Source organism: Corallococcus sp. bb12-1, assembly GCF_026626765.1.
In the GTDB taxonomy this organism is placed as follows: Bacteria; Myxococcota; Myxococcia; order Myxococcales; family Myxococcaceae; genus Corallococcus; species Corallococcus terminator.
Genome location: NZ_JAPNJZ010000027.1, coordinates 440,297 through 464,624 on the forward strand (window position 1 = coordinate 440,297; position 24,328 = coordinate 464,624).

16 protein-coding genes and 1 pseudogene are annotated in these 24,328 nt (G+C 68.0%); 5 read left to right on the forward strand and 12 right to left on the reverse strand.

What is annotated here, in order from left to right; genetic code table 11:
* Nucleotides 1–2: 2 nt before the first annotated feature.
* Both OV208_RS32880 and OV208_RS32885 read left to right on the forward strand, forming a co-directional pair.
* Nucleotides 3–6,431, forward strand: a complete 6,429-nt coding sequence (locus OV208_RS32880; protein ID WP_267577874.1) for a type I polyketide synthase — start codon at nucleotides 3–5, stop codon at nucleotides 6,429–6,431.
* Between the two features lie 24 nt (nucleotides 6,432–6,455).
* On the forward strand, nucleotides 6,456–7,538 hold the full coding sequence (locus OV208_RS32885; protein ID WP_267577875.1) for a fatty acid desaturase family protein: 1,083 nt from the start codon (nucleotides 6,456–6,458) through the stop codon (nucleotides 7,536–7,538).
* A gap of 72 nt (nucleotides 7,539–7,610) precedes the next feature.
* Here OV208_RS32885 and OV208_RS32890 read toward each other — a convergent pair whose 3' ends face one another.
* Nucleotides 7,611–10,130 carry a DNRLRE domain-containing protein gene (locus tag OV208_RS32890; RefSeq protein WP_267577876.1) on the reverse strand — a complete coding sequence of 840 codons (2,520 nt, stop codon included), beginning with the start codon at nucleotides 10,128–10,130 and terminating at the stop codon, nucleotides 7,611–7,613.
* A gap of 229 nt (nucleotides 10,131–10,359) precedes the next feature.
* On the opposite strand from OV208_RS32890, the gene OV208_RS32895 reads away from it, so the two are divergent.
* Nucleotides 10,360–11,724, forward strand: coding sequence for an FAD-binding oxidoreductase (locus tag OV208_RS32895; protein WP_267577877.1), 1,365 nt, complete (start codon nucleotides 10,360–10,362; stop codon nucleotides 11,722–11,724).
* Between the two features lie 13 nt (nucleotides 11,725–11,737).
* Here OV208_RS32895 and OV208_RS32900 read toward each other — a convergent pair whose 3' ends face one another.
* Nucleotides 11,738–12,637 carry a LysR family transcriptional regulator gene (locus OV208_RS32900; protein ID WP_267577878.1) on the reverse strand — a complete coding sequence of 300 codons (900 nt, stop codon included), beginning with the start codon at nucleotides 12,635–12,637 and terminating at the stop codon, nucleotides 11,738–11,740.
* Between the two features lie 122 nt (nucleotides 12,638–12,759).
* Between OV208_RS32900 and OV208_RS32905 the strand changes: the two genes are divergently transcribed.
* Nucleotides 12,760–13,524 (forward strand): type 1 glutamine amidotransferase domain-containing protein, encoded by a 765-nt coding sequence (locus tag OV208_RS32905; protein WP_267577879.1) that lies wholly within the window; start codon nucleotides 12,760–12,762, stop codon nucleotides 13,522–13,524.
* Nucleotides 13,525–13,528: 4 nt separating this feature from the next.
* Here OV208_RS32905 and OV208_RS32910 read toward each other — a convergent pair whose 3' ends face one another.
* Together OV208_RS32910 and OV208_RS32915 are read right to left on the reverse strand one after the other, a co-directional pair.
* Nucleotides 13,529–15,370, reverse strand: a complete 1,842-nt coding sequence (locus OV208_RS32910) for a leucine-rich repeat domain-containing protein (RefSeq protein ID WP_267577880.1) — start codon at nucleotides 15,368–15,370, stop codon at nucleotides 13,529–13,531.
* A 44-nt stretch (nucleotides 15,371–15,414) separates the two neighbouring features.
* Nucleotides 15,415–16,548: a right-handed parallel beta-helix repeat-containing protein gene (locus tag OV208_RS32915; protein WP_267577881.1), complete on the reverse strand. Its 1,134-nt coding sequence runs from the start codon at nucleotides 16,546–16,548 to the stop codon at nucleotides 15,415–15,417.
* Nucleotides 16,549–16,787: 239 nt separating this feature from the next.
* Here OV208_RS32915 and OV208_RS32920 point away from each other — a divergent pair.
* A pseudogene (locus tag OV208_RS32920) lies at nucleotides 16,788–17,255 on the forward strand (LVIVD repeat-containing protein); the annotation flags it as partial.
* A 12-nt stretch (nucleotides 17,256–17,267) separates the two neighbouring features.
* Here OV208_RS32920 and OV208_RS32925 read toward each other — a convergent pair.
* The 8 genes from OV208_RS32925 to OV208_RS32960 form a co-directional block, all read right to left on the reverse strand.
* On the reverse strand, nucleotides 17,268–18,008 hold the full coding sequence (locus OV208_RS32925) for an Imm49 family immunity protein (RefSeq protein WP_267577882.1): 741 nt from the start codon (nucleotides 18,006–18,008) through the stop codon (nucleotides 17,268–17,270).
* 17 nt (nucleotides 18,009–18,025) lie between these two features.
* Nucleotides 18,026–18,610 carry an imm11 family protein gene (locus OV208_RS32930; protein WP_267577883.1) on the reverse strand — a complete coding sequence of 195 codons (585 nt, stop codon included), beginning with the start codon at nucleotides 18,608–18,610 and terminating at the stop codon, nucleotides 18,026–18,028.
* Between the two features lie 3 nt (nucleotides 18,611–18,613).
* Nucleotides 18,614–19,654: an AHH domain-containing protein gene (locus OV208_RS32935; protein ID WP_267577884.1), complete on the reverse strand. Its 1,041-nt coding sequence runs from the start codon at nucleotides 19,652–19,654 to the stop codon at nucleotides 18,614–18,616.
* A gap of 11 nt (nucleotides 19,655–19,665) precedes the next feature.
* Nucleotides 19,666–20,697: a hypothetical protein gene (locus OV208_RS32940; protein WP_267577885.1), complete on the reverse strand. Its 1,032-nt coding sequence runs from the start codon at nucleotides 20,695–20,697 to the stop codon at nucleotides 19,666–19,668.
* A gap of 136 nt (nucleotides 20,698–20,833) precedes the next feature.
* Entirely contained in the window at nucleotides 20,834–21,196 is a 363-nt protein-coding gene (locus tag OV208_RS32945; protein ID WP_267577886.1) for a DUF6285 domain-containing protein, read from the reverse strand.
* Nucleotides 21,189–22,205, reverse strand: coding sequence for a phosphotransferase family protein (locus tag OV208_RS32950; RefSeq protein ID WP_267577887.1), 1,017 nt, complete (start codon nucleotides 22,203–22,205; stop codon nucleotides 21,189–21,191). Before OV208_RS32950 ends, OV208_RS32945 begins: the two co-directional genes overlap by 8 nt.
* Nucleotides 22,206–22,208: 3 nt before the next feature.
* Nucleotides 22,209–23,432 (reverse strand): acyl-CoA dehydrogenase family protein, encoded by a 1,224-nt coding sequence (locus tag OV208_RS32955; RefSeq protein ID WP_267577888.1) that lies wholly within the window; start codon nucleotides 23,430–23,432, stop codon nucleotides 22,209–22,211.
* 17 nt (nucleotides 23,433–23,449) lie between these two features.
* Entirely contained in the window at nucleotides 23,450–24,223 is a 774-nt protein-coding gene (locus OV208_RS32960; protein WP_267577889.1) for an SDR family NAD(P)-dependent oxidoreductase, read from the reverse strand.
* Nucleotides 24,224–24,328 lie beyond the last annotated feature (105 nt).

The following is a 24,328-nucleotide window of genomic DNA, read 5'->3' on the forward strand; positions in this document are numbered from 1 at the left end:
CCATGGACTTCTTCGCCGTCCCGTACGACATCCACTTCGATGACACGATGGCCTACGGGAGCCATCACTTCCTCACCAACTTCAAGTTCCAGTGCGCGGGCCGGGAGCACCTGCTCTTCAGTCCGCACGCCTTCGAGGTGCCGGAGTTCCGGCGCGACTTCGACCAGGTGCTGCTGCTCACCTACGAGGGCTATTCGCGCAACCTGGCCCCGGCGGCCCTGGGGGACCGGCTGGTGGTGCTGACGTCGTTGGAGGAGCGGGGCGAGGTCTCCCTGCGCTTCTGCTTCCGGACGCTGAAGAGCGATGGCACCCCGGTGGCTTGCGGCTACCAGACCGTGCTCTGCGCGGACAAGGCGCAGGGCACCCTGCGCTCCTTCCCGGAGTCCTTCCAGCGCAGCTTCGACTCCCTGGCCAGCATCCACGAGCCCGAAGGTCCGAAGAGCTTCCGGGACCGAGCGCTCCAGGGCGGCGGCGCCCTCCAGGCGCTGTTCCCGGAACCTGTCCGACAGTTGGTCAGGTTGCTGCTGGCGGACTCCGAAGCGCGAGGCGTCTCCCGGCGCGTCACCCTTCCGCCTTCCGCGCCGGAGCCGGCGCGGGAGCCCCAACTGCCCGCCGGGGCCACGGCGTTCCTGTTCGCGGGACAGGGCACGTTCGAACCGGACCGCTTCCTGCGCTTGAAGGCGCTCCAGCCGGAGCTGCGCGAGGAGCTGGCGACCGTTTCGGAGACGTGCCGGTCGCTGGGCATGGACCTCACGCCCCTGCTCGCGGCGGAGGACGTCGCCTCGGTCACCCGGGCGCTGGAGCGGGCGCCGTTGTTGGATCAGCTCGGCATCTTCCTGTCCGGGGTGCTCGGCGCCCGGTGGATGCAGCGTCAGGGCGTGCGGCCGGACGTGTTCGTGGGCCACAGCTTCGGGGAGATCGCCGCGCTGACGGCGGCCGGGGCGCTGGACCTGCGCACGGGGGCGGAGGTGGTGTGCCTGCGCATCCGGGCGCTCCAGCGGGTCCCGGAGGAGCTGGGCACGCTCGCGGCGATCGCGCTCTCCGAACCGGAGACCGTCCAGGCCCTGAAGGACTGCGGGGCCCGGGGTCTGGAGGTCGCCGGCCGCAACCACGCGCGGCAGACGGTGGTCGCGGGACCGCGCGCGGAGCTGGAGCAGCTGCGCACCTTCCTGGAGCGACAGGGCAAGGGGCTCACCTTCATCTCCAGCCGATATCCGTTCCATCACCGGGGACTCGCGCCCGCCGTCACCGCGTTTCGCGAAAGCCTCGCGGGCCTGACGGTGCACCCGCCGCGAGGCCCCATCTATTCGCCCATTGAGCGGCGCGTGTATGCCGGCGGGCAGGCCGAGCTGGCCGGGGCACTCGCCTCCCATCTGGTGCGCCCCTTCGACTTCCTCGGCACGGTGGAGACGCTGGTCCGGGCGGGGTGCACCCGCTTCGTCGACTGCGGGACGGGAGGACGGCTGTCGCGCATCGTCCAGCGGATCCTTCCTTCGGAATCGCAAGTCGCCCTGGCCTCGCTGGACGGAATGCTTCCCGACGCCATGCCTGAAGTGCCCCCGGCATCGCGTGACACCGTGGGTGGCGGGGTGCCGGAGATCGCGGTGGTGTCCCTGGGCTGCATGCTTCCCGGTGGGGCGAAGGATCCGGAGACCTACTGGAGGAACATCCAGCAGGGCATCAGCGGCATCGTCGACACGGGCGTGCGCCACCCGGAACAGGTGGCGGACTTCGTGGGCCCGGCGGGCACCCCGGACCGCACGTATACGCTGCTCACAGGGCGGGTCCATGACGCCGACCTCGTCCCGCCTCCCGGCATGGATGCGGTCCGCTTCCAGCGCTACGGCCGGGAGCAGAAGCTGCTGGCGATCGCTCTCACGCAGGCAGTGGAAGCCTTGCGCTCCACCGGGCCGCGCGCACCGGAACGCATCCAGTGCCTGCTCGGCTCCACGGGAGACGGGTCCCCGGAATACGACGACGCGCTGTGCCTGGAGGCGGGAGAAGCCCTGCTTCGCGCTCGCGGTGAGAAGGCCTCGGGGCTTGCCGCGCTGAACGCCGTGGCGAAGGCCGCCCTCGGCATCCAGGCACAGGCCTCTGAGCTGGCACCGCACCCCACCCTCCAGGCGGTGGTGACGGAGGTGATGGGCCCGGGCGTGTCCACGATGCTGCTCGACGCGGCCTGTGCCTCCTCGCTCTACGCCATCGCCCTGGGGATGAAGGCCCTGGAGCGCGGCGAGGCCGACCTGGTGCTCGCGGGCGGCGTCTTCTCTCCGGGGCCGGGCAACAGCTGCCTGTTCTCCCAGTTCAAGGGCCTGTCCGCCACCGGCAGCCGGCCGTTCGATGAGCGCGCGGATGGCGTCATCTTCGGTGAAGGCGCGGGCGTGGTCGGCCTGATGCGCCTGGAGGATGCGGTCACGGCGGGATTGAAGGTCCATGCCGTCATCCGTGGCGCGGGGCTCTCCAGCGACGGGCGTAGCAGCTCCGCGAATGTCCCGCGCGCGGACGGGCAGGTGGCCGCGATGGAGGCCTGCTACGCGGCGGCCCGGGTCGAACCCGCTTCCATCCAGTACATCGAGGCGCACGGGACGGCCACGCCGGCCGGCGACACCACCGAACTGCAATCGATTGGCCGTGTCTTCGGGGGCAAGCGCAAGGGCTTCCAGCTTGCGAGCGTCAAGGCGTTGATTGGCCATGTCGGCTGGGCCGCGGGCGCGGCGTCGGTCATCAAGCTGTGCAAGGCGCTGGAGCACCGGCGCTTCCCGAAGCAGTCCCACTTCGACCGTCCGGGCGCCGCGCTGCGCGCGCTCGGGCCGGACTTCGAGGTGAGCACGCGCGAACAGCCGTGGCCAGAGAACGGCGCCCATCCGCGCCGAGCGGCCACGAATGGCTTTGGCTTCGGGGGCACCAACGCGCACCTGGTGTTGGAGGAATACCGGGACGGTGCGCTCGCACCGCGTCCCAGGCTCGCGGCCCCGGCGGGTGAGGAGCTCGTGGTGGTGGCCGCGGAAGGAGTGTTCCCGGATGCCCACGGAGCCCCGGTGACAGGGGTGCCGGACGCACCGGGTGCGCGGTTCGACACCGGAGCCCTCCGTCTGCCCGCGTCCGTGCGGCTGCTGCCGGACATCACCGAGGACATGGACTTCACGCAGCACCTGGGGCTCATCGTCGCGAGCTCGCTCGTGCGGAAGCTCGAAGGCTTCGACACGCTGCGTGCGGGGACGGCCATAGTCCTGGGGCTGGAGGGAAAGACGCGCCGGGGCGTGGAGGCCACCCAGCGGGTGCTGGCCGCGTCCACGCTGCGCAGGCTGCGCGAGCATGCCCGGCGCGCTCCGGAAGTCCTGCCCCTGGCGGAGCGCCTCCATGAAGCGGTGGTGGGCACGCTGCGCCCGTCCGGGCCGTACACCCTCCAGGGGATGATGCCCAACGTCACCCCGGGACGGATGGCGGGAGTGCTCGACACCAAGGGGCCGAACTTCGTGGTGGACGCGGGGGCCCACTCACTGGCCGCGTCGCTGCGGGCCTCGCGAGCCCTGCTGGCCAGCGGGTTCGACCTGGTGCTCGTGGGCAGCCCACACGTGCGTCTCCCAGGAGGGGGGCCTGTACCGTCCACGCCGGAAGAGGGCATGGCGATGCTGGCGGTCACCACGGCCGCCAAGGCGGCGCAGCGTGGCCTGAAGCCCCTGTGTCACCTGCGGATGTCCACCGACGGGCACGCGGGCTCCGGGCCACATCTCACGCTGCCGCCCCATTCGGCCGGGGAATCCCTGGAAGTCCTCCGGGCGGTGCGCGCCGCCTCCGAGGGACGCACCACCACGCTGCGCTTCCATCCGGATGTCGCGACGGGAATCCGGCTGGAGCTTCAGCTCCTCCCCGGGTCCGCCGCGCCAAGGACATCCACGGGATTCGCCAGCATGGCGTCGGAAGCCCTGGGGGTGAAGACAGACACGGCCTCCTCGGACCCGGAAGCGTCCGAAGGCTTCGACCACTCGGCTCCCATCCACTACCACGCGCCGGTCCTGGTCGAGCGTCCGGCTCGGACAAGCGGACCGTCACGGCTGCAAGGCCGGCGGGTGCTGTTCATCGCGCAGGACGAATCCCTGGCCCATGAGCTCGCCTCCCACGCACAGGGGGTGTGCGGTCCCGACTTCCGCATCCTGCATGCGGGTGCGTCGGATGCGGGAGCACGGCTCCACGGCATCGACCTGTCACGGGAGGAGACCGCGGAGGCCGGCCTGGATGCGCTCGGCTTCGAGCCGCAGGTCATCCTCGCGGTCTGCCGGATGGAGCCCGTCTCGGCCGAAGCCTCGGTGGTCGCGGACACGGCCTTGCGCCATGAAGCCCTGGAGCTGCTCTTCCTGTGCGCGCGGCGTGCCTATGCCGGACTGAGCGCCGGAACGGTGGAGCTGGCCAGCCTGTGCATCGGGGGCGTCGGTCCGAACCGGACCCTGCATCCGATGACGGGCCTGTTCGCCGGCCTGCTCAAGTCGCTGGGTCGCGAGGTTCCGGCGCGAAGCATCCGGGCCGTCTCCACGACCCCGCTGCCGCTCCCAGCGGCGCTCGACCGCGTCGCCACCGAACTGGGCGCGGAGGACGACAGCGCCCCCGTCGAGGTCTGCTTCGATGGAGCACTGCGCTGCGTCCGGCTGCTTCAACCCACCGAGGTGCCCGCCCGCCCCGCGACCGGACTCGACTCCGGCTCGGTGGTGCTGCTCACGGGAGGAGGCCGCGGCGTGACCGCGGTCCTCGCCGGGGCGCTCCTCAAGCGCTACGGGTGCAAGGTCGTGCTCCTGGGCCGGAGCGATCCGTCCGACGCTCCTGAGCGCATGCTCCAGGCCCGCGACGAGGAGCTGGGCACCGTGGAGCGGGAGTTCTACGCCGCCGAGCTGGCCCGCGACCGCACCCAGCGCATGCCGGCGTTGCGTGCGCGCTTCGAACGACACCTGGCCGTGCGCGAGCTGCGGACCACGCTCGACGGACTCACGCGGCTTCCCGGCCAGATGCACTACCGGGCCGCGGATGTCACCCGACCCGAGGAGGTGGACCGGGTGGTGGAGGAACTGCTCCGGGAGCACGGCAGGCTGGACCTCGTGGTCCATGGCGCCGGAACGCAGGTGTCCAAGAAGCTGAACCGCCGGAAGCTGTCGGAGTTCCGGAGCACGCTGGACACCAAGCTGCTCGGCCTGCGCAACCTCCGCGAGGCCTGCGCGAGCCGCCTCGCACAGCCGGTGCCCTTTCATGTCCTGACGTCCGCGTTCAGCTTCATTGGCAATGACGGACAAGCGGACTACGGCGCGGCCAACGAAGCCCTGGACCGGCTCTGCGCCTGGGTCAGCGACTCGCGCCAGGAGGTCCAGTGGTGCAGCGTGGGCTGGCTCGCCTGGGACGGTATCGGCATGACGCGAGGCTCGGAGTATCGGGTGCTCGGAGCCAGCCGCAAGCTGCGCGGCATCCGCGCCGACGAGGGCGAAGCGCTCTTCCTCCAGTTGGTGGACGGCCTGCCGTGCCAGCCCATCAACGTGCAGCTCACCGAAAGCGAGCGCGCCTTCTACGCCCTGGAGCTGCTCACCCCGCCCCCTCGGCCTCCCGAACCGCCCCGGCCTACGCGAAAGGAGCTCGTGGTCGACGCCGCGAGCGTGCCCTGTCTGGAGGACCACCTCGTACGAGGCACCCCCACCCTGCCGGGCGCGTGGGCCCTGGACCTGATGTTCCAGAGCGCGCTGGGCGACAACCGCCCGGAGCTGCGGACCGTCACCATCGAGGACGCGCGGTTCTCCCGCTTCATCCGCGTGAAGCCGGGAGGCCAGCAGGCCCTGCGCGCCGAGTGCACCCCGCTGAGCGACGCCCCCGGCTGTCACAGCGTCCAGGTCCGGCTCACCGGCGACATCGTCCATGCATCCGGCGTGGTGCTCGAACGCGACCTCGTCTACGCCGAGGCCCGCTTCACGCTGTCGGCGGAGCCTCCCCGGACGACGCCCCAGCTCGCCGCCGCCACGGCGTCGGGGAACGGACTGGTCGTGCACGACCCGCACTGCGCCACCGGCTCCCCCATCGAACTGAGGAAGATGTTCGACTGCCTGGAGGAGATCCGCCTGGATGGGCCCGCCCGCTTCGCGCGGCTCGGGCTGCCGGAAGAACCCCGGCAGGCGGGAACATACGTGCCCGCGCTCCTCCTGGACGCGGCCCTGCGGCTGAGCGCGATGCACGTGGAGGGCGTGTCGGACGACGTGTTCGCGCCCGTCCAGGTCCAGCGGGCCACGTTCGACCGGGACCTGCTCACGCGGAACGACGGCGCGCCCCGCCACCTCTCCCTGCGGGCCCTCGCGCCGCACGTGGAGGGAGACCTGCTGCATTGCGGCAGCGCGGCGGCGCATGACGAAGCGGGACGGCTGCGCATGCTCATCGAAGGTGGCATCGCCCGCCCCATGGCCTGAAGCCCCATTGCCCCGGACGAACCCATGAACGACCTTCCTCCGACCCCGGTTCCCATCCCTTCGGATGACGCCAGGCGACTGCGTTCGGAACTGCGCCGCGTCCTGCCCCCCAAGGCCTTCGAGCGACAGCCCCTGCGAGGCATCGTCGCGCTCGGCCTCGTGCCGGTGATGGCGACGTTGATCTGGCTCATTGGCAGTCAGCCCCTGCCCGACTGGGCGTGCCTCCTGCTCGCGCTCGTGCTGGGGCAGATGGTCACCGCGGTGGGCCTCGCCGCGCACGAAGCGCTGCACCACTCGGTGTTCCACAGCCGGACCCTGGAGAGCGTGCTCGGCTGGGCGGGCTTCGCGCCCTTCCTCGTCACGCCCGGCAACTGGCGGGCCTGGCACGTCCAGGCGCACCACAGCGCCGCCAACGTCCACGTCCGCGACCCGGACATCCTTCCCCGGCGGACGGACTGGCGCACCCAGGGGTTCGCGAAGCTGTTCCACCTGATCTCCCCGGGGTCGGGGACGTGGCTCAGCTTCATCAGCTTCAGCGTCTTCTTCACCGCCCAGGGCCAGGCCTTCCTCTGGTACCACAGCCGGCTGCCCGCCTTCCGGCACGTGCACATGCACCACGTCCGGGAACGGGTGCTCACGGTGCTCCTCGCCGTGGGCTGGGGCACGCTGGGCTGGGTGCTGGGACCCCGGGCCGCGTTCTACGCGCTGGTGCTCCCGCTGCTCATCGGCAACGTCACGCTGATGATCTACATCGCTACCAACCACTGGATGCAGCCGGCGGCGGAGGAGACGGACAACCCCTTCGTGAACACCGCCAGCGTGGCGACGCACCCGGTGATGAACTGGCTGCACTTCAACTTCAGCTACCACCAGGAACACCACATCTTCCCGGCCCAGAGCCCGAAGTACGCGCCGCTCCTGCGCAAGCACCTGCGGGAGATGAACCCCCGCGCCTCCATCGTCTACCCCCACCTGCGCGCCCTGCGCATGCTGTACCGGCGCCCGGCGCTCTACTCCGAGGATGGGCAGGCGTTGCTGGACCGTGAAGGCACCCAGGTCATGAGCACCTCCGAACTGCGCCAGCAACTCGAAGCGCCCGCGTCGTAGGGCACCGCGCGCAAGGACACAGGGCCCGGAACCACCCGGCTCCGGGCCCTGTCTGCCTTCACGCGGACAGGGCTACCGGCCCGGCCAGTTCAACGCGCCCCGGCTCGTCACCGTGCCGGAGGGCACCCCGAGCACCTGCGCCACGTCCGCGGGCAACGGCCTGCCGCTGTTGTACGCGGCGCTGGTGGAGCGCACGACGTAGTTGCGCAGCGCCTGGTTCACGAAGAACGGGTCCCCGCCCGACGCGAGGTCGTGGCCATTGTTCTCCCAGCCCCGAGCCGTGCGGACCGCGGCCAGCGACGTGTAGTTCACGCCGCCCGTGTCCACCCAGTTGATCAGCGACTTCGTGCCGCCGCCGGAGCGGTAGTAGCTGTTGTAGTCCAGGCTGGAGAAGAAGGTGTTCGGCCCGGTGTTGGTGAAGTTGTTGTCGGAACGCGACGCCTTGAGGGTGGTGATGTTCCCGCCCGACAGGATGTTGTTGGACACATCCACGTTCATCGTGTCCGGACCGATGTCCGAGCCCCGCTTGTCCTGCTCGTTGCGCGAATCGTCGTAGATCCAGATGTTGATGGCCGCGTTGTTGACCAGGGTGTTGTTGTAGATCTTCGTGTTCGACGAGCACGCCTGGATGCCGGCGTAGGTGTTGTCGTAGATGAGGTTGGACGCGATGATGCCGGTGTCGGAGACCTCGTAGAAGATGCCAATCTTGTTGTTGCGGAAGATGTTGTAGACCATCACGCCGTTGCGGCAGTCCTCGTCACACCAGAAGCCCGCGCCGTTCAGGTTGTTCTCGAAGACGTTGTTGCGCACCGTGAAGCCATTCATGTGGGCGATCTTCACGCCCGCCTGCGCGCAAGAGCGCGAGCAGTTGGTGCCGAAGCGCTCCGTGTTGTTGGCGTTGATGACGCTCTCCTCCAGCAGGAAGCTGTCGGTGACGACCGTGCCGGAGTTGGTGGAGCCGTTGGAGCCGATGGCGGTGAAGCCGTTGTTGGCGAACACCGAGCCGCGCACCACGCCGCCCTGGGGTTTGATGCTGAGCGACCCCGCCGCCATCTGGGTGAAGACGCAGTTCTCCACCAGGGAGTTCGTCGCGCCGATGTAGAGCGCCGCGTTCGTGGTGTTGCTGTACTCATTCGTCGCGTAGCGCCGGAACCCCAGCCCCCGCACCTTGTGGCCCGTGGTGCCCAGCACCATGGCGACGGGGCGCGCGGCCACCTCCACCGTGTGGCCCGACGGGTTGGTCGCGATGTAGATGCGGCGGTTGTCCCAGTCGTAGAAAAAGTTGCCCGGCGTGGCCTCCGCCAGCGTCTTCACCTCGTGCACGTACGCACCGTCGATGAAGACCATCTGCGGGTCGCCCGCGGCGGGGTTCGCCGGATCGCCATACATGTCGTAGTGGCTGCACGGGCCCTGGTTCGTCGTCGGCTGGGCGTCGTACTTGAAGTTGTAGTAGCCGCCGTTGCAGAAGCTGGGCGTGCTCCAGTCCATGGACCAGTGGCCGGCGCCGTCGGAGGTCCAGGCCGAGGCGGGCTTCAGGTCCGTGCCGTCGAACCAGGCCTGCTCGTGCGGATACGCCTGGAAGGTGATGGGCTTGGTGTTGACCTTGTAGTTGCCGGCGCCGTTGTTGAACCAGTCGCGGTAGGTGCCGCCGCGCACCACGATGGTCCCGCCCGTGGAGGGCACCAGCGTGATGGCGCGGTTGAGCGTGGCCACCGGGGCGGCCTGCGTCCCCGCGTTGCTGTCATTGCCGTTCGTCGCCAGGAAGATGGCGCCCGCGGGGATGGCGTAGTTGGTGTCTGGAATCGTCTGGCCGGTGTTGTCCAGGCCGGGGATGCCGGGGTTGCCCGGCTCGTCCGGCAGCGCATAGGTCACCGTCAGCTTCGGACGGTTGGCGGCGATGGCGGCCTCCGAGGAGTCCAACTCCAGGCCGTCCATGTTGGTGATGGCATCCAGCACGAAGCCGTGGTTTCCGGCCGCGCTCTGCACCCAGCCCTGCACGGCCGCGATGCCCGCCGCGTTGAGGTCCACGCCGTACGAGCCTGTCGCCCCCGCGTTGAGCGTGGCGAAGGACGTGGCGCCCCGGTCCGAAGCGCCGCTGGCGCCGCCGGTGGCCCAGGCGGTGGTGCTGGTCGCGTTGTTCCAGGTGGCCTGCGACTCCGTCCAGGCACGGCTGGCGGGGTGGACGAAGTAGCCCTCGCCCGTGGTGGAGTTCCTCACGTTGACCGTCAGGCGGACGGACTGCACCGTCGCGGTCGCCGGGATGGCGCCCAGGTCGAAGCGCAGCAGGCCGTTGCTGACCTTCCCGGAGCTCGTCGGATAGTCGCGGTCCAACCGGATGAGCACGTCCGCGCCCAGGTTCACGGTGGGGGTGTTCTGCAGGAGCGTGGCGTCCGACGCGCCGGTGTACGCGGTCGACGGGGCCACCTGCTCCTGGAAGGACACGGTGATGGGCGCGCCCAGGGCGGCGGCACTGGCGCGGTCCTGGGGCGCCAGCGGCTCGGAAGGCATTTCGCCGCCGCAGGCCAGGGTGAGCAACAGGGGCAACACGACGAGCGCGTGGCGCCAGTTCGTTCGGGAAACCGAGGGAGTCATCAGGGGAGAAGTTCCGTACGTGGGGGGAAGTCCAGGCCATACGCGACCCGGACTTGTGACAAATAACGGAATTCTCGGCAAAACCGCTGACTTGTTGCGTGGCCGTGACAATGTCTCCGCCGCGCCCGCCCGTCGTGCAGCCAACCAGGGGAGGCCAGGGCTGTCAGGCCAAAGCCCACCCGCCACCGTACAGTCCCCACGTTCCAATGAACGAAGGACGGAGGGACGGATGCTCACGGAGCCAGTTTCCAGCGTGCGGGGGTCGGGGGAGTCCTCACTGCGGGAGGCGCTGCATTCGGCCAGGGTCGAAGCCATCGCCAGGCAACTGAGGCAGCGCAAGGGTACGGGGCCCGCTTCCTTCAAGAAGAAGTCGCCGCCCCATCAGGTGCCCAAGCGGAATGACTCGCGGCGCGGCGACGAGAAGGTGGACCTGGGGGACCTGGATCAGATCCTCGAAATCGATCCGGTGGGGCTGACCTGCACGGCCGAGCCCGCGGTGACCTTCGACCAGGTGGTGCGCGCGACGCTGCCCCTGGGGCTCGTGCCGTTCATCGTCCCGGAGCACAAGACCATCACGCTCGGGGGCGCCATCGCAGGGTGCTCCATCGAGTCCATGTCGTTCCGTCAGGGCGGCTTCCACGACACCTGTCTGGAATACGAGGTCATCACCGCGAAGGGTGAGGTCCTGCATTGCTCGCCCACGGAGCAGCCGCTGCTGTTCCAGATGCTCCACGGTTCGTTCGGGACGCTGGGCATCCTGTCGCGCATCCGCTTCAAGCTCGTGCGCGCGGCTCCCTACGTGCGCGTGACGTATGAGACGTACCCCACGCTCGAAGCCTTCCAGCAGGCCATCTGGCGCCACTTCAGCGCCGAGGGCACGGACTACCTGGACGGGCAGATCTTCTCCCCCACGAAGCACGTGCTGTGCGTGGGGCACTTCGTGGAGAAGGCCCCGTACGTGAGCCGCTACGAATGGCTCACGGCGTACTGCGAGACCATCCCGCGCCGCGCCGAGGACTACCTCACGACATACGACTACCTCTTCCGCTACAACCGGGGCGTCACGCACGCGAGGCCCCAGAACCTGCTGGCCCGGGCGCTGGTCGGAAAGTTCATCCACTCCGACAGCGTGTTGAGGGCCGCGAACCGCTTCCACAACCTCCTGCTGCCAGAGAAGGACCCACCGGTCATCGTGGACGTGTTCGTCCCCTTCTCGCGCACGGCCGAGTTCATGGATTGGTATCACCGCGAGATGCGCCACTACCCGGTGTGGTGCGTGCCCTTCCGGAGGACGCGTGACTATGAATGGTTGACGCCGAAGTGGTGGGCCGGAATGAGCGATCCGCTGTTCCTGGACCTCGCGGTCTACAACCTCCCGCAGCCGCCCGGCCGCAACCTCTACAAGGAGTTCGAGGACGCACTGCAACGGGTCAACGGCACCAAGACACTCATCTCGTACAACTACTACGACGAGGAGACCTTCTGGAGCATCTGGAACCGGGAGACCTATCAAACGGTGAAGCAGCGCACCGACCCGGACAACCTCTTCCGGGACCTCTACACGAAGACGTGTCGGGCGGCACAGGGGCTTTGAACCCAGCCCTGCCTCAAGCCGCCTCCGTCAACACGGAGATCAACGCACGCGAGGCCGCGGACAGGCTGCGGTGCGGAACGTAGATGACGGAGAACGGCCGCGAGCGGCCCCGCAGCTTCGGCAGCACCTCCACCAGGGTGCCCCGGCGCAGACGGTCGGCGGCGATGAAGTCATACGTCTGGCACAACCCCATGCCCTGCTCGGCGAGCGACACCAACCCCAGCACGTCATCCGACACCCGCAGAGAGGCGGGGGGCGTCCAGTCAACGTCGCGTCCGTCCTCGCGCAGGCTCCACGGCGGCACGCGTCCGGTGCTGGGCATGACGAAGGTCAGGCACGTATGGCCTGACAGGTCCGCCAGCGACCGGGGCGTCCCGGCTTCCTTCAGGTATGCCTTCGAGGCGACCAGGCACAGGGGTGCATCCTCCAGCCGCCGTGCCACCAGTCCGCTGTCGCGAAGCTCTCCCTGACGGATGGCCAGGTCGAAGCCCTCCGCCACCAGGTCCACGTTGCGGTTGGAGATGCTCAGCTCCACCTGCACGCGCGGATGGCGGCGCACGAAGGTCCGCAGCTTCGCGGGCAGGCGATAGTGCCCGTAGGTCGTGGGAACACTGAGGCGCACGCTGCCGGTGAGTTCGCCGCCCTGTCCCTGGATGGCGCGCTCGGCTTCCGCGAGCAGACCGAAGGCGGTGCGCGACTGCTCCAGGTACAGCCGCCCCGCGTCCGTCAGCCCCAGGCTGCGGGTGGTCCGCCGCAGCAACTGCGCCCCCAGCCGTTGCTCCAGCCGGACGAGCGCACGGCTCACCACCGACGGCGTCGTCCCCAGCGCGGTGGCGGCGGCCGTCAGCGAACCTCGCTCCACCGCCGCGATGAAGGCCTCCACGTCGTTCAGATGGTCGAAGCGACGGCCCATTCATGCCTCCGTAGCAAAAGTGACATGCCCTCATCCCCATTTATCGCCGACGGCGGCGACAATAGTTTGTCTGACGAGACCGGCCCCCCCCCCGCGAGGCCCTTCCCTCAGGAGTCCTGACCATGTCCTCCCTCCTTGCCGCCTCCCTGCTCGGGATGGCCACCGCCGCCGCGCCGACCGTCAAGCCGGCCGCGCCGGCCCCGGTCCTCATCGTGATGACCAGCCACGCCACCAAGGGCAGCACCGGCGAGCCCACCGGCTTCTACCTGGGCGAAGTCACCCACCCGCTGGCCGTGTTCCAGGCCGCCGGCATCCCGGTGGAGTTCGCGTCCATCCAGGGCGGTGAGCCTCCGGTGGATGGCCTGGATTTGAAGGACGCCACCAACGCGCGCTACTGGAACGACCCCGCGTTCCGGCAGTCGCTGCGCACCACCCTCAAGTTGGACGACGTGAAGGTGGCCCGCTACTCCGCCGTCTTCTACGCGGGCGGCCACGGCGCCGTCTGGGACTTCCCCGGCAGCCCGGCGGTGCAGCGGGTGACGCGTGAAGTCTACGAAGCCGGCCGCGTCGTCGCCGCCGTCTGCCACGGGCCCGCGGCGCTGGTGAACGTCAAGCTGAGCGACGGCAAGTACCTGGTCGCCGGCAAGCAGGTGGGCGCCTTCACCGACGACGAGGAGCGCGCGGTGAAGCTGGAGAAGGCGGTCCCCTTCCTCCTGGCCACCACGCTGAAGGAGCGCGGCGCGAAGCACCAGCCCGCCGCCAACTGGACGGCCAAGGTGGTGGTGGATGGCCGGCTCGTCACCGGACAGAACCCTCAGTCCGCCACCGGCACGGCCGAAGCGGTGCGAGACCTCATCCTGAGCAAGGCGGCGAAGCCCGCGCCCTGAGCACTCAGGTGCCCCTGCGCGCATGGACGGAGAAGATGTCCCTCAGCCCGGCGATGAGCGCGTTGCCGGGATGGGGCTCGCCCAGCGGCCCCAGCGCGTCCCCCAGCGCGACGAAGAGCGCACGGACATGGTGGGCAGAGGAGCCTGCCCGGTCCATGGTCCAGGCGATGTCCTCACTCTGTAGCCGGAACTTCTCCAGCGCCCCGCCATAGGGCGCCGCCGTGGGGATGTTGAGGCGCAGGAGCAGCCCCAGCAGCGCGATGACTTCCGTGAAGTCATAGCGGCCCGTCTTCACGTCATGGATGTGGTCGAGGCGCACGTTCTCCGGTTTGAACCAGTAGCCGATGTACGCGGCCGCGTTCTGGGGGCTGGACGCGACGTCCACGTCGAGCTGATCGTGAAGCTCCGGATCCACCTGCGTGACCAGTGACCGACGCACGGTGGCGGTCTTCAGGACGGTGCTGTCGAAGCGGCGTGTCGGAAGCGAGCGCAGCGGCGTGCCCTCGAACTTCAACACCTCCAGCTTCGGCAGCCGCGTGAGGACCTCCGGAAGCTCCCACATGAACCGGACCTTGCTCCACGCACCGAAGGCCCTCCGGAGGTAGGCATACGGGTTGTTGACGAGGTTCACCTCGCGCAGCTCCACGCATTCCGCCAGCGAGTCCGGGAGCCGCCAGAGGCAGTTGGTCTCCAGATTCAACACCCGGAGCTTCTTCAGCGCCCCCATGGATTCGGGCAGCGCCAACAGGCCATTGCTGCGCAGATCCAGTTCGCGCAATTCCGTGAGCTGCCCCAGGGTTTCGGGGAGCGTCCGCAGCTCATTGCTCCGGAGGCTGAGCTTCTCCAGGCGACGGAACAGGAAGAGGTCGTCCGGCAGTGACGTGAGGCCCTTGCTGTCCAGCGTCAGGCTCTTCACCTTGTCGGGCTCCGCCATCTTCTTGGAGACGAACTGGCGGAACGCGGCCCGGATGCTGGTGAATTCAGGACGGGAGATGGGCTTGCCGACGGCCAGCTGTTTGCGCGCCTTGTCGAGCAGGACGCGCTCGCTGGACACCACCGCCGGCAGGAAGACGCCCTTCACCTCATAGGGGTCCTGCGTGTCCTCCACCCCACCCGATACCGCGAACACCTTCGAGCCCTGCCCCTGATAGCGGTACGCATCCACGGGGCCCTCCACCTTCAGGGTGTAATCCGAGGCGATGGTGCGTGCGACGAGCCCGCCTCCCACGGAGACGCTGCCGTGGTTGTAGACCGCCACGAAGTCCCCGGTCGTGACGTCGCCCCTGACGCGCAGCCGCGAACCACCGATGGCGATGCTCGTCGCGACGAGGTTGCCGTCCACCTGGAGGAACGGCCCGAAGTCGTTCTCCCCGTTGAATACACAGCCTTCGACAGTGAGGTTGCCTCGCACCAGGAGCCCGGTGAAGGGCTCCGCGTCCGGGTCGTCCTGGGCGAAGATGCCGCGACGGAAGTCGAGCCACAGGTCATGGGGCACGACGACATCCCCGGTGAGCACGAGGACCCGGTCCTCGTCCTGTTCGGAGTTGCCGGGCACCTGCACCGAGTCCTTCACCTGCGCCCAGGAGGTGGACTCGAAGGCCAGGTCGCTGGACCAGCAGCCCTTGTCCACCCGGGCCCAGACCTGCTTGCGCGCGAAGGCCGCGGCCGCCTCGGCGGAGGGGAAGGTGCGCGACTCGCGCTTGCCGTCCGTGCCCTGCTTGCCGTGGTGCAGGTCCAGTCGCTCGCCGTGCTGCGCATAGGACCAGAAAACGAGGGCCTTGCCTTCCAGGCCCTGGAGTCGCATCGCCGCGCGGGGTGGGCTCACGGGGAGTCGGGGAGTCTTCATGGTCCCCGCCTTCTATCGCGAAGTCCCCGCTCCCAGGTGCGTGCTCAGAAGGCGGAGCAGGCGACACCTTCGCAGTTGCCCGCGCCATTGCCTCGCGCGACGTTCCCGCCCGCGTCGTAGGCGGTCGGCGCGTGGATGCCCCAGCCCACGTTGTTCATCGCGGTGTTGCCCACCACCGTGGGCGTGCTGGGCGCCAGGACCCGGAAGCCGTCGCTGGCATTGCGCAGGAAGTGATTGCCGCGAACGATGCCCGTGAGGGGGTACGGAACGGTCTCCGGCAGGTCGGCCAGCGTCAGGCCGCCCGCGTTGTCCCAGAAGGTATTGCCCTCCAGGTAGACCGTCCGGCTTCCGGCGTGGAGCCCGCTGCCGTTGTTGACGACCCACGAGTTGCGCATCACGAACCGGAACGGCCCCCAGACCGGAGCTTCCGGAGGGGCCAGCGCGGTGTTGTTGGCGATCATCGTGTCCTCGAACCGCAGCTCCGCACAGAAGTCGAAGCCGCCGGCCGGGTCGAACGCCAGCGAGCCCACGGCGGTGTTCATCGCCAGGGTGCTGGACCGGATGCGGATGTTGCCATTGAAGCACTCGATGACGTTCTCATTCGAGTTGAAGGTCGACTCGACCACATCCACGTCGTGAGCATCCACGAACATCACGCGCCCGTTGCCGGTGAAGAACGAGGAGCGGATGTTGAACTCACCGGTGGCCTCGTCGAACGCACTGCTCATCCCGGTGGTATTGCCGCGCAGGGAGGAGTTCGTGATGAGGAAGCGCGCATAGCCGCCCCGGTGGTAGATGGCCGTCCCATTGTCGACGAGTGACAGCTCATGCAGCCGCACGTTGTCCGCGCCACTGTCGAGCACGTAGCCCCAACGAAACCCGCGGATCGTCCCGTTGCGGACCGTGCCGTTGGCCTCGACCACGATGCCCTGTGAGTCCCCCATCGCCGGGCCGGAGCGGCGCACGGTGTGGCCCCCCAGGTCCAGGACGATGCCTTCACCGACGACCCGGAGCGCGGGGGCCTCCGTGCCCGGACACACCAGGTCCCGCGTGAGCCTCGTGTGTTGGGTGAGGGTGTCTCCACACTGGACCGCGTTGCCCTCTGCCTGCGCGGCGCCCCCCTCCATGAACACGGACGCCAGGGCCACGGCGCCCACCCAATCCCTCACCTGCGACATGCTGCCTCCCGGCCGGAGGCAGCCGCCCCCGGATGGAGGAGGCTAACCACCGGGCCCTGGACGACTTCCCCCCCTGAGGTGGCAGCTCGCTGCCAGAAGGCCGACAGCGGCGGAGACCTCGGGTTCAGGGCCTGGGCAATCCTTTTCCCACGCGCCCGGCCTTGGGGTCGGCAGGTGCCTCCTGGCCTGCCTGTGCGAAGCGAAGGCGGTCCCCGTCAGCTCTCGAACGAGCCGGGCTCCTTATGATGGACGTCACCGACCTGGACGACGTGCGCCACCTGGGCCAATACCCCAGGCCGGACCTCGCCTATTCGCATCACAGCGCGGTGGGGACCTTCGCCGGCCGGACGCTCGCGTTCGAAGGAGGAGAGTTCAGCAGCTCCCACCTGCGGGTGCTCGACGTCACCGACCCCGCCCGCATCGTGAAGCTGGGCGAGTTCCGCATGCGGTCCATCACCTCCATCCACAACCTCATCCTGCGCGGCACCCGCCTCTACGTGGCCTGGTACCACGAGGGCCTGCGCGTGCTGGATGTGTCCAACCCCACGAAGCCCACGCAGGTGGCGCACTACAACACCTTCCGCGAAAGCGACCCCTACCGGGGCGACAGCATCTTCGAGGGTGCCTACGGCGTCCGCGTGCCCAGCGACGGCCACGTCTACGTCGCGGACTCCTCACGGGGACTGCTCATTTTCAACGAGCTGTGACGGGCGTCAGGGTCAATCGCCCTGATCTTCGAGACAGGGTTCGGGAAGGGTTCGGTACGCGCGCAGCGTGTGCAGGCCCCGCTGCCTCGCGAGCCGCACCAGGGAGATGCCCTCCACGAAGACATGCGCCTCGGTCCGGTGGAAGTAGGGGTCGAAGAGCCCCGACTTCCGCTCCGCTTCGAGCGCCTTGCAGCGTTGCGTGATGAGGGCCTCAAGCGCTGCATTGAAGGCATCCGCGTCGCCCGTCACCAGGGCCCGGGCCACGTCGAAGCGCGCGGACTCGCCTCCATCCAGGGAGCGCTCGAAGGATTGCATTGCGTCCTCCAGCACTCCGGGGCCGCCCGCGAGGATGGAGAGCACCCCGTGGTAGTGGAAGTGCTCCTCGGACTCCATCCGACGCATCCAATCCCTTGTCAGCAAGGGAAGCATGCGATCCACCAGCTCGTTCGCCTGCGCAGCCACGGCATCGAAGAAGGGGGCAGCCTTGCTTCGCGCCAGGTAATACGCATCCTGGGCAGGACAATCCGCCCTCCGCTCCAACAGGTCCAGATAGACGACCGCGCTCTGGCGCAGGGCCTGGAAGAAGGTCCGCGAGTCCATGTTGGAAAGCAACTCGCTGCACCCTGTCTGCCGGATGAAGGCGGCGGCCTCCAGCGCGAGCTTCGCGTCCGGGCGCTCCGCCAGAACCTCCAACCGCTTCGCCGCGAGGTAGCCGAGATTGCCCTGAAGGGTTTCTGTCTGACGGGGTCCCATGGGTGGCTCCGAAACGCTCAGCTCACGTCCGCGCCGAGCGGTAGGACGGCCAATCCGACGAGCCCCGCCTTCTCGACGGCCTCCACCAGATCGGAACGGATGATGGTGATCCGCAGGGATTCCGCGAGGCGGAAGAGCCTGGCGTCCAGAGGGATCCGATCCTCGCGCAAATAGACGCTCCGGATGCCGTAGATTTCGTCGGGATTCTTCGGATAGGTCTTGTATCTGGACTTCTCCAGATCGAAGCAGGCAACGCTTCGCAGCAGGTTGACGACGAAGTACTGCTCCTTCACCACCCGGCCCTGCTTGTCGTGGAGGGTGAAGGGAAGGTACTCAGCGTTCCCCTCCCCCATGCCTTGGGCCATGAGCACTTCGCGGGCATTCGCGGAGACTTCGAGCACCGCGTCCGAGTTGTCGATGAAGTCTGTCAGCATGTCCCCGGACCGAGGGTGGACGGAGAGCACCGTGGCGGGAGGAAACAAGTTGCCTACCGGGACGGCGTCCGTCAGCCGGTAGTAATGCTCGACCCTATCAGGGAGGTCGTGAACCTGGATGGCGCGTTCGTCCGGGCTGTGGGCAACCGTGAAATAGCTGTATGCCATGAGTCACCACCTTACCTTGCCGAGCTTGCGGCCGGCTGTCATTCCCTTGATCTTCTCAAAAAGTATTTCGGAAATGTCGTCAAATTCGAACTGGATCTTTTCTGGGTCCGGGTGTTCCTTGCCACCCTTGGCAGCCCTGATGATCTTGTCGCGAATCTGCTTGAGCTTGTCAGCGAGGGAGTCCTGGTAGTCCTTGTGAGAAGGAACGCCCCAGGGACAGTGGGCTGGCAGACCCACTACCTCGGCGACGACCTCCTGCTGCGGCAACAGCATCACGTTCAGGCGCTTGTGGATGTTCCAGCCCGACATCAGGACGATCTGGATGACGTTGGCGCTCTTGTCATCCCTGCCGACAATCCATTCCTCCACCGCTCCGATGGGGATGAGGTGGTGATAATTGTGCTCATACGGGTACCAGGCGCCATGCCCACCGCGCTCCTTATCCTGCCGGGGCAGGAAGTGGGGCTGGTTCCTCTTGAATGACCTCTCGGAATGAGGCTTTGGCGCAGAGTCCGAACAGCTGACGTTGATCTTCCAGCCATCCTCCCTCTTGAGCCAGTAGAAAGCCGTCTTGGCCAGATCGACGTACTTCTTGAGGTTGAAACCCTCCTCCTTGCGCAATCCCTCCGCGATGATTCGCGCTCCGGCGGCCTGGATGTTTTGCTGGACCACATCCGACAGGTATTCGCCCTCCTTCACGTAGCCCAGGGCCTCCGCCCGGGAGCGGAAGTCCGCCGAGTAAAGGGCATAGCGGTTCCCGCCTTCATCCGACGAGACATGAAATCCATTGAGGGGATAGTTGCAGGGATTCTCGCTCCACCCCCGGGTCTCGATGGGGTGCCTCCAGATGCAGCCATGGCCGCCCTTGCTGTCCTTGTGGTTGTTGAAGGGCCCATCCCAGGCCAGATGGTCACCCTGGGTCCCGGCCTTCTGCTTCTTCTCCGGCCTGGCTTCGGGCGGAATGACCTTGCCCTTCTTCGCGGGAGGCCCTCTGCGTTTCAGGGGATTCGGCGACGGCGGCGGTGGCGTGCTGTTTTCGGGCATCGGTCGCCTCCTCAAACAGGGGTGTTGGCCTGGGCCCGGTGGACGAGCGCCGAAGCCACCGCCCCCGAATCCGACTGGGACCAGACAAGGGCCGTGTCCCCGCTGGAGGGATTCCGGAGGAAGGTCCGGCACGCCAGCGCCAGTTGGATGGCACCGCTGGCGGCCCCCGTGTCGCCCAGCGAGATCGCGGGCCAGGACTGCCGCATGGCCTGAAAGGGTGGACGGGAGGAGAGGCGAACCAGGGCCGAGCCCCACTGGCGCGCCTTCCACTCCTCGCCATTGAGGTCTCCGTAGACGGTGTGGATGCGGGAAGCCTGGGCCATCGTGGCCTCGATGACACGGGCCAGCGAGAGCCCCGGCGGCACGTCCTGCGAGTCCAAGGAGGGCTCCAGTACCTCCACGGCGCTGACGAGCCCCGAGGAGACAGCCTGGCGACGCCGGGCTTCCCCCTCGGACTCCAGCAGGAGCGCCGCCGAGGCCTCTCCCGGCATCAGCCCTACTGCCTGTTCGGGCGTCTTCAACCGCCGATGGAACGCGAACCACTGGAGCTCTTCCTCGCCTACGAGGCTGTCCACCCCCACCACGAGGGCTCGACGGACGCGCCCGTGGGAAAGGGCCTCGAAGGCCTCGGCCACCCCGCCCAGAACGGACGTGTGTCCCCGAGGCATGAATCGCTGCTGGTCCGGAGGAATGGCCAGCCCCACGCGGTGGACCAGCGCGGAGCACAGACGCGACTCGAGGAGTCGCTGGAGTGCCTCTCCGTCCGCCTCCTCCTCGATTCGAGGCAGGGAGGTGCACACCCACAGCGCCGTGTCCCGCCAGAAGCCTGTGTCCGTGGCATCCAGCTTCCCGTAGTGAAGCAGGTCGCGAAGCGCGAGCGAGGCCAGATGGACATGGAGCCCAAGCCCCGAGAAGCCATCCGACACCCCGGTCAGCGGATGGCCCATGACGGCTTCGACGGCGAGGTCGTCGCGGGAAGCCACCTGGAAGTCGAGCGGGGCGGGCCGGGTGATGCCTGCTCGCAGCGCGGCACAAGCCGACACGACGTCGTATCCGACGGTGCTGACCATTCCCAACCCGGTAATGGATAGACGCAGGGGAGCCATGACCGACCCGAAAGCTACCACACCCAGGGTATGAGCCAGCCAGGCGCCAGTCCCACCGAGGACACCTCGGCGGCTATTTCAGCCCATAGGCAGGGAGGGCCTTCGGTGCGCTCTCCCGGACCCGCTGCACGGTGGACTCCCAGAGCAGCCGGCGGGCTTCGTCATCCTCATCAAATTCGCCACGGCGGATCCGCGTGGCGAACTCACGGTTCAATGATTCCAGCGCCCCTTCGGTCTTGAGAAGGGCAGCCAGCGCCTGCTGCTCTTCCCTCTGGGGGCCTTCGCCCTGCTGCAACTGGCGCTCGGCGATGCCCATGGCATTGGCGACCATCAGCGCCGCATAGACCTTGTCCCCTGGCAGCAGGGGCAGCAATTCCTTGCGCAGCACCTCACGGGCAATCGCCAGCAGCGCGGCCCCCTCTGGCGGTTCACGCATGCCGCCCTCCGGTCATGTTCAGGATCTCCAGTTCCAGTTCCGGAACGACATGCGCCGTGAGCGCCAGCTCCAGGGACGGTTCCTGTCCGGAGACATGGCGGGCACCCTGCTGCAAGGCAATCACGGCCCACCGCACGTGCGCATGGACCTCCCAATAGAACACGGCCTCACGCGTCAGGCGCCGCCCACTCACGCGCTCATAGCCACGAAAGAGCGCCTCGCGGGACCCCATGCCCCCCGCTTCCTTTTCAAACTGTCCAAAGCGCCAACAGCGCGCACAGAGCCAGCCAAGGTCCTCCAGCGGATCCGACCAGGCAGCAAACTCCCAATCCAACACGGCCGTGAGCCCGGCTTCGTCCACCAGGTAGTTGCCGGTGCGGAGATCACGGTGTGTCAGCACCAGCTCGGGAGTCGCCGGTGCATGCCGTTCCAACCAGCGGAGGCCCCACTCCAGCGCCGGAAACGCCCTGGGGTGTCCATCCAGGAAGTTCCGAAAGTCCTTCACGCCCTGGAGCGCTGGCGACAGCGTCGGTGCACGAAGGAAGTCGAGTCCTTCCACCGGGGGGCGGATGGCATGCAGCCGCGCCAGCTCCTCCCCCAGACGCTCCACCAGCAGCTCCCGATCACCGCCCAGGTTCAGCTCCTTCACGAGGCGATGACCGGAGGCCGCCCCCCGGGCCCTGCGCATCACGAAGAACTCCCGGCCGAACACGGAGGCGTCACCGGACCACAAGGGCTCGGGCACCGTCACGCCGGCATTGAAGGCCACCTGGAGCAGGGCAAACTCCTGTGCGCGGCCGTGCGACACGGCGACACCCGAGGGCGCATCGGAGCGCAGCACGCACTCCAGGACGCCCTCGTACTGGCCTCCCATCACGGTGGCGGTCAGCGACCAGTTCTCCTGGATGGCTCCTCCAGACAGCAGGTGCACGTCGTCAATCCGCACCGCGCTGGCACCCGCCCTGCCAGCCAGGAAATGCTCCAGCGCCCGCTTCTGTTCTTCCCGCATGCCTCACCCCTTCTTCGTGGAAGCGGCGGGCACGCCCCACGTGAAGAACTCCGGGCCTTCGGCCAGGTAGGCGCGTGACAGCACCATCTTGTGGATTTCACTGGCCCCATCCACCAGCCGAGCCTGACGGGCGTAGCGGTAGATCCATTCGACAAGCGTGTCCTTCGAATAGCCGCGGGCACCCATCAACTGGATGGCCGTGTCGGCGGCCTTGTGCAGGGTGTCCGCCACGTGGATCTTCGCGATGGAGATGTCCGTGCGGGCGAAGTCGCCCTGGTCCAGCTTCCACGCGGCGCTCATCGTGAGCAACCTCCCGATATGGATGTCCTTGGCCGCATCCCCCAGCATCCACTGCACTCCTTCATGCTTCGCCAGGGTCTCCCCGAAGCTCATGCGCCGCGTGACGTAGCCCCCCGCCTCCTCCAGACACCGCTTGGACAATCCCAGCCAGCGCATGCAGTGCGTGAGGCGCGCGGTGCCCAGACGGATCTGCGTGACCTTCAGGCCATCGCCAATGCCCAGCAGGCGGTGCGCATCCGGAATCCGCAAGCCCTCGAAGACCAGCTCGCAATGGCCGCCATGCTCCTCCGGTCCCATGATGGGAATGCGGCGCTCGATGCGCCACCCGGGCTGGCTCGCGTCGAACAGGAAGGCGGAGAGCCCCTTGCGCTCATCGTCGGAGGTGCGCGCCAGCAGGATGAAGTGCTGCGCTCCCTCCGCCCCGGTGATGAACCACTTGCGGCCGGTGATGATCCACTCATCCCCCCACTTCTCCGCCCGGGTGTAGGTGAGCGAAGGGTCGGAGCCGCAGCCCTCGGGCTCCGTCATCGCGAAGGCGGAGCGCACCTTCCCGTCGATGATGGGCTGCAACCACCGCTGCTTCAGGGCCTCCGTCTCCAGCACCTTCTCCAGGAGGATCATGTTGCCGTCGTCGGGAGGCGCGGCGTTGAACATCACAGGACCGAAGGGCGACCGGGCGGCTTCCTCATAGCAGGCCGCCATGCCCACCACGCCCAGCCCCTGCCCTCCACGCGACTTCGGCATCTGGAAGGCCCAGAGCCCTTCAGCACGGGCCTGGGCACGGACGCGGGCCACCACGTCCTCGCGGAGGTTCTCGTGCGTATCGAAGAGCTCCGGCTGGGTTTCCAGCGGCAGCACGTGCTGCTCCACGAAGGAACGCACGCGCAGCCGCCAGGCTTCCACTTCGGGGGAGAGGGAGAAATCCATCAGGGACTCCAGGAGGACTACAGGGTCGAGCAGAGATGGGCGCCGTCCACTTCGAGCACGCTGCCACTCATGTAGCTGCCGGCCTCCGAGGCCAGGAGCAGCAGCGGGCCGTCCAACTCCTGCATGAGGCCGAGTCTCCGGAAGGGAATGCGCGCCACCATCTTCTGGCCGGCCTCCCTGGCGAAGAACCCGCGGTTGAAATCCGTTTCGATGTAACCGGGGGCCAGGGCGTTGACGCGAATCTTGTGCCGCGCCAGTTCGAAGGCCATCGCCTTGGTGAGGTGGATCAGCCCGGCCTTCGAAGCGCAGTAGGGTGACACCGCGCCGCCCACCCGCAACCCCAGGATGGAGGCGATATTGATGAGGCTTCCAGGCAGGCCCCGCTCCACCAGACGGCGGGCCACCGCACGCGCCACCAGGTAGGCGCCCTTGAGGTTGGTGTCGACCACGGAGTCCCACTCGGCCTCCTCCACCTCCAGGAAGAAATGCTCGCCAGACACCCCGGCGTTGTTCACCAACACCTCCATCGCTCCCCCAGCGAGCGCTTCAGCCTCCGCCACGGCCGCCTGCACGGACTCCGAGCGGGTCACATCCAATGCCACACAGTGGGCCCGCGCACCCGAGGCCCGCAGCCGCTCGACTTCGGCGGCCAGCGCGTCGACGCGGCGGGCGGCCAACACGACTTCAGCACCCGCCCGCGCCAACACCCCGGCGAAGTGCAGTCCCAGACCACTGGAGGCGCCTGTGATCAGGGCCCGACGGCCCTCCAGACGAAAGGAGGTTGGCTGCATGGAGGGAACTCCCACGGAATGACGCAAAAGGTCGAAAAGCCAAACAGCACCGGCAATGCTTCTTGCTGTTGACGCTCCGCCAACAAGCTACCATCATGACTTCAC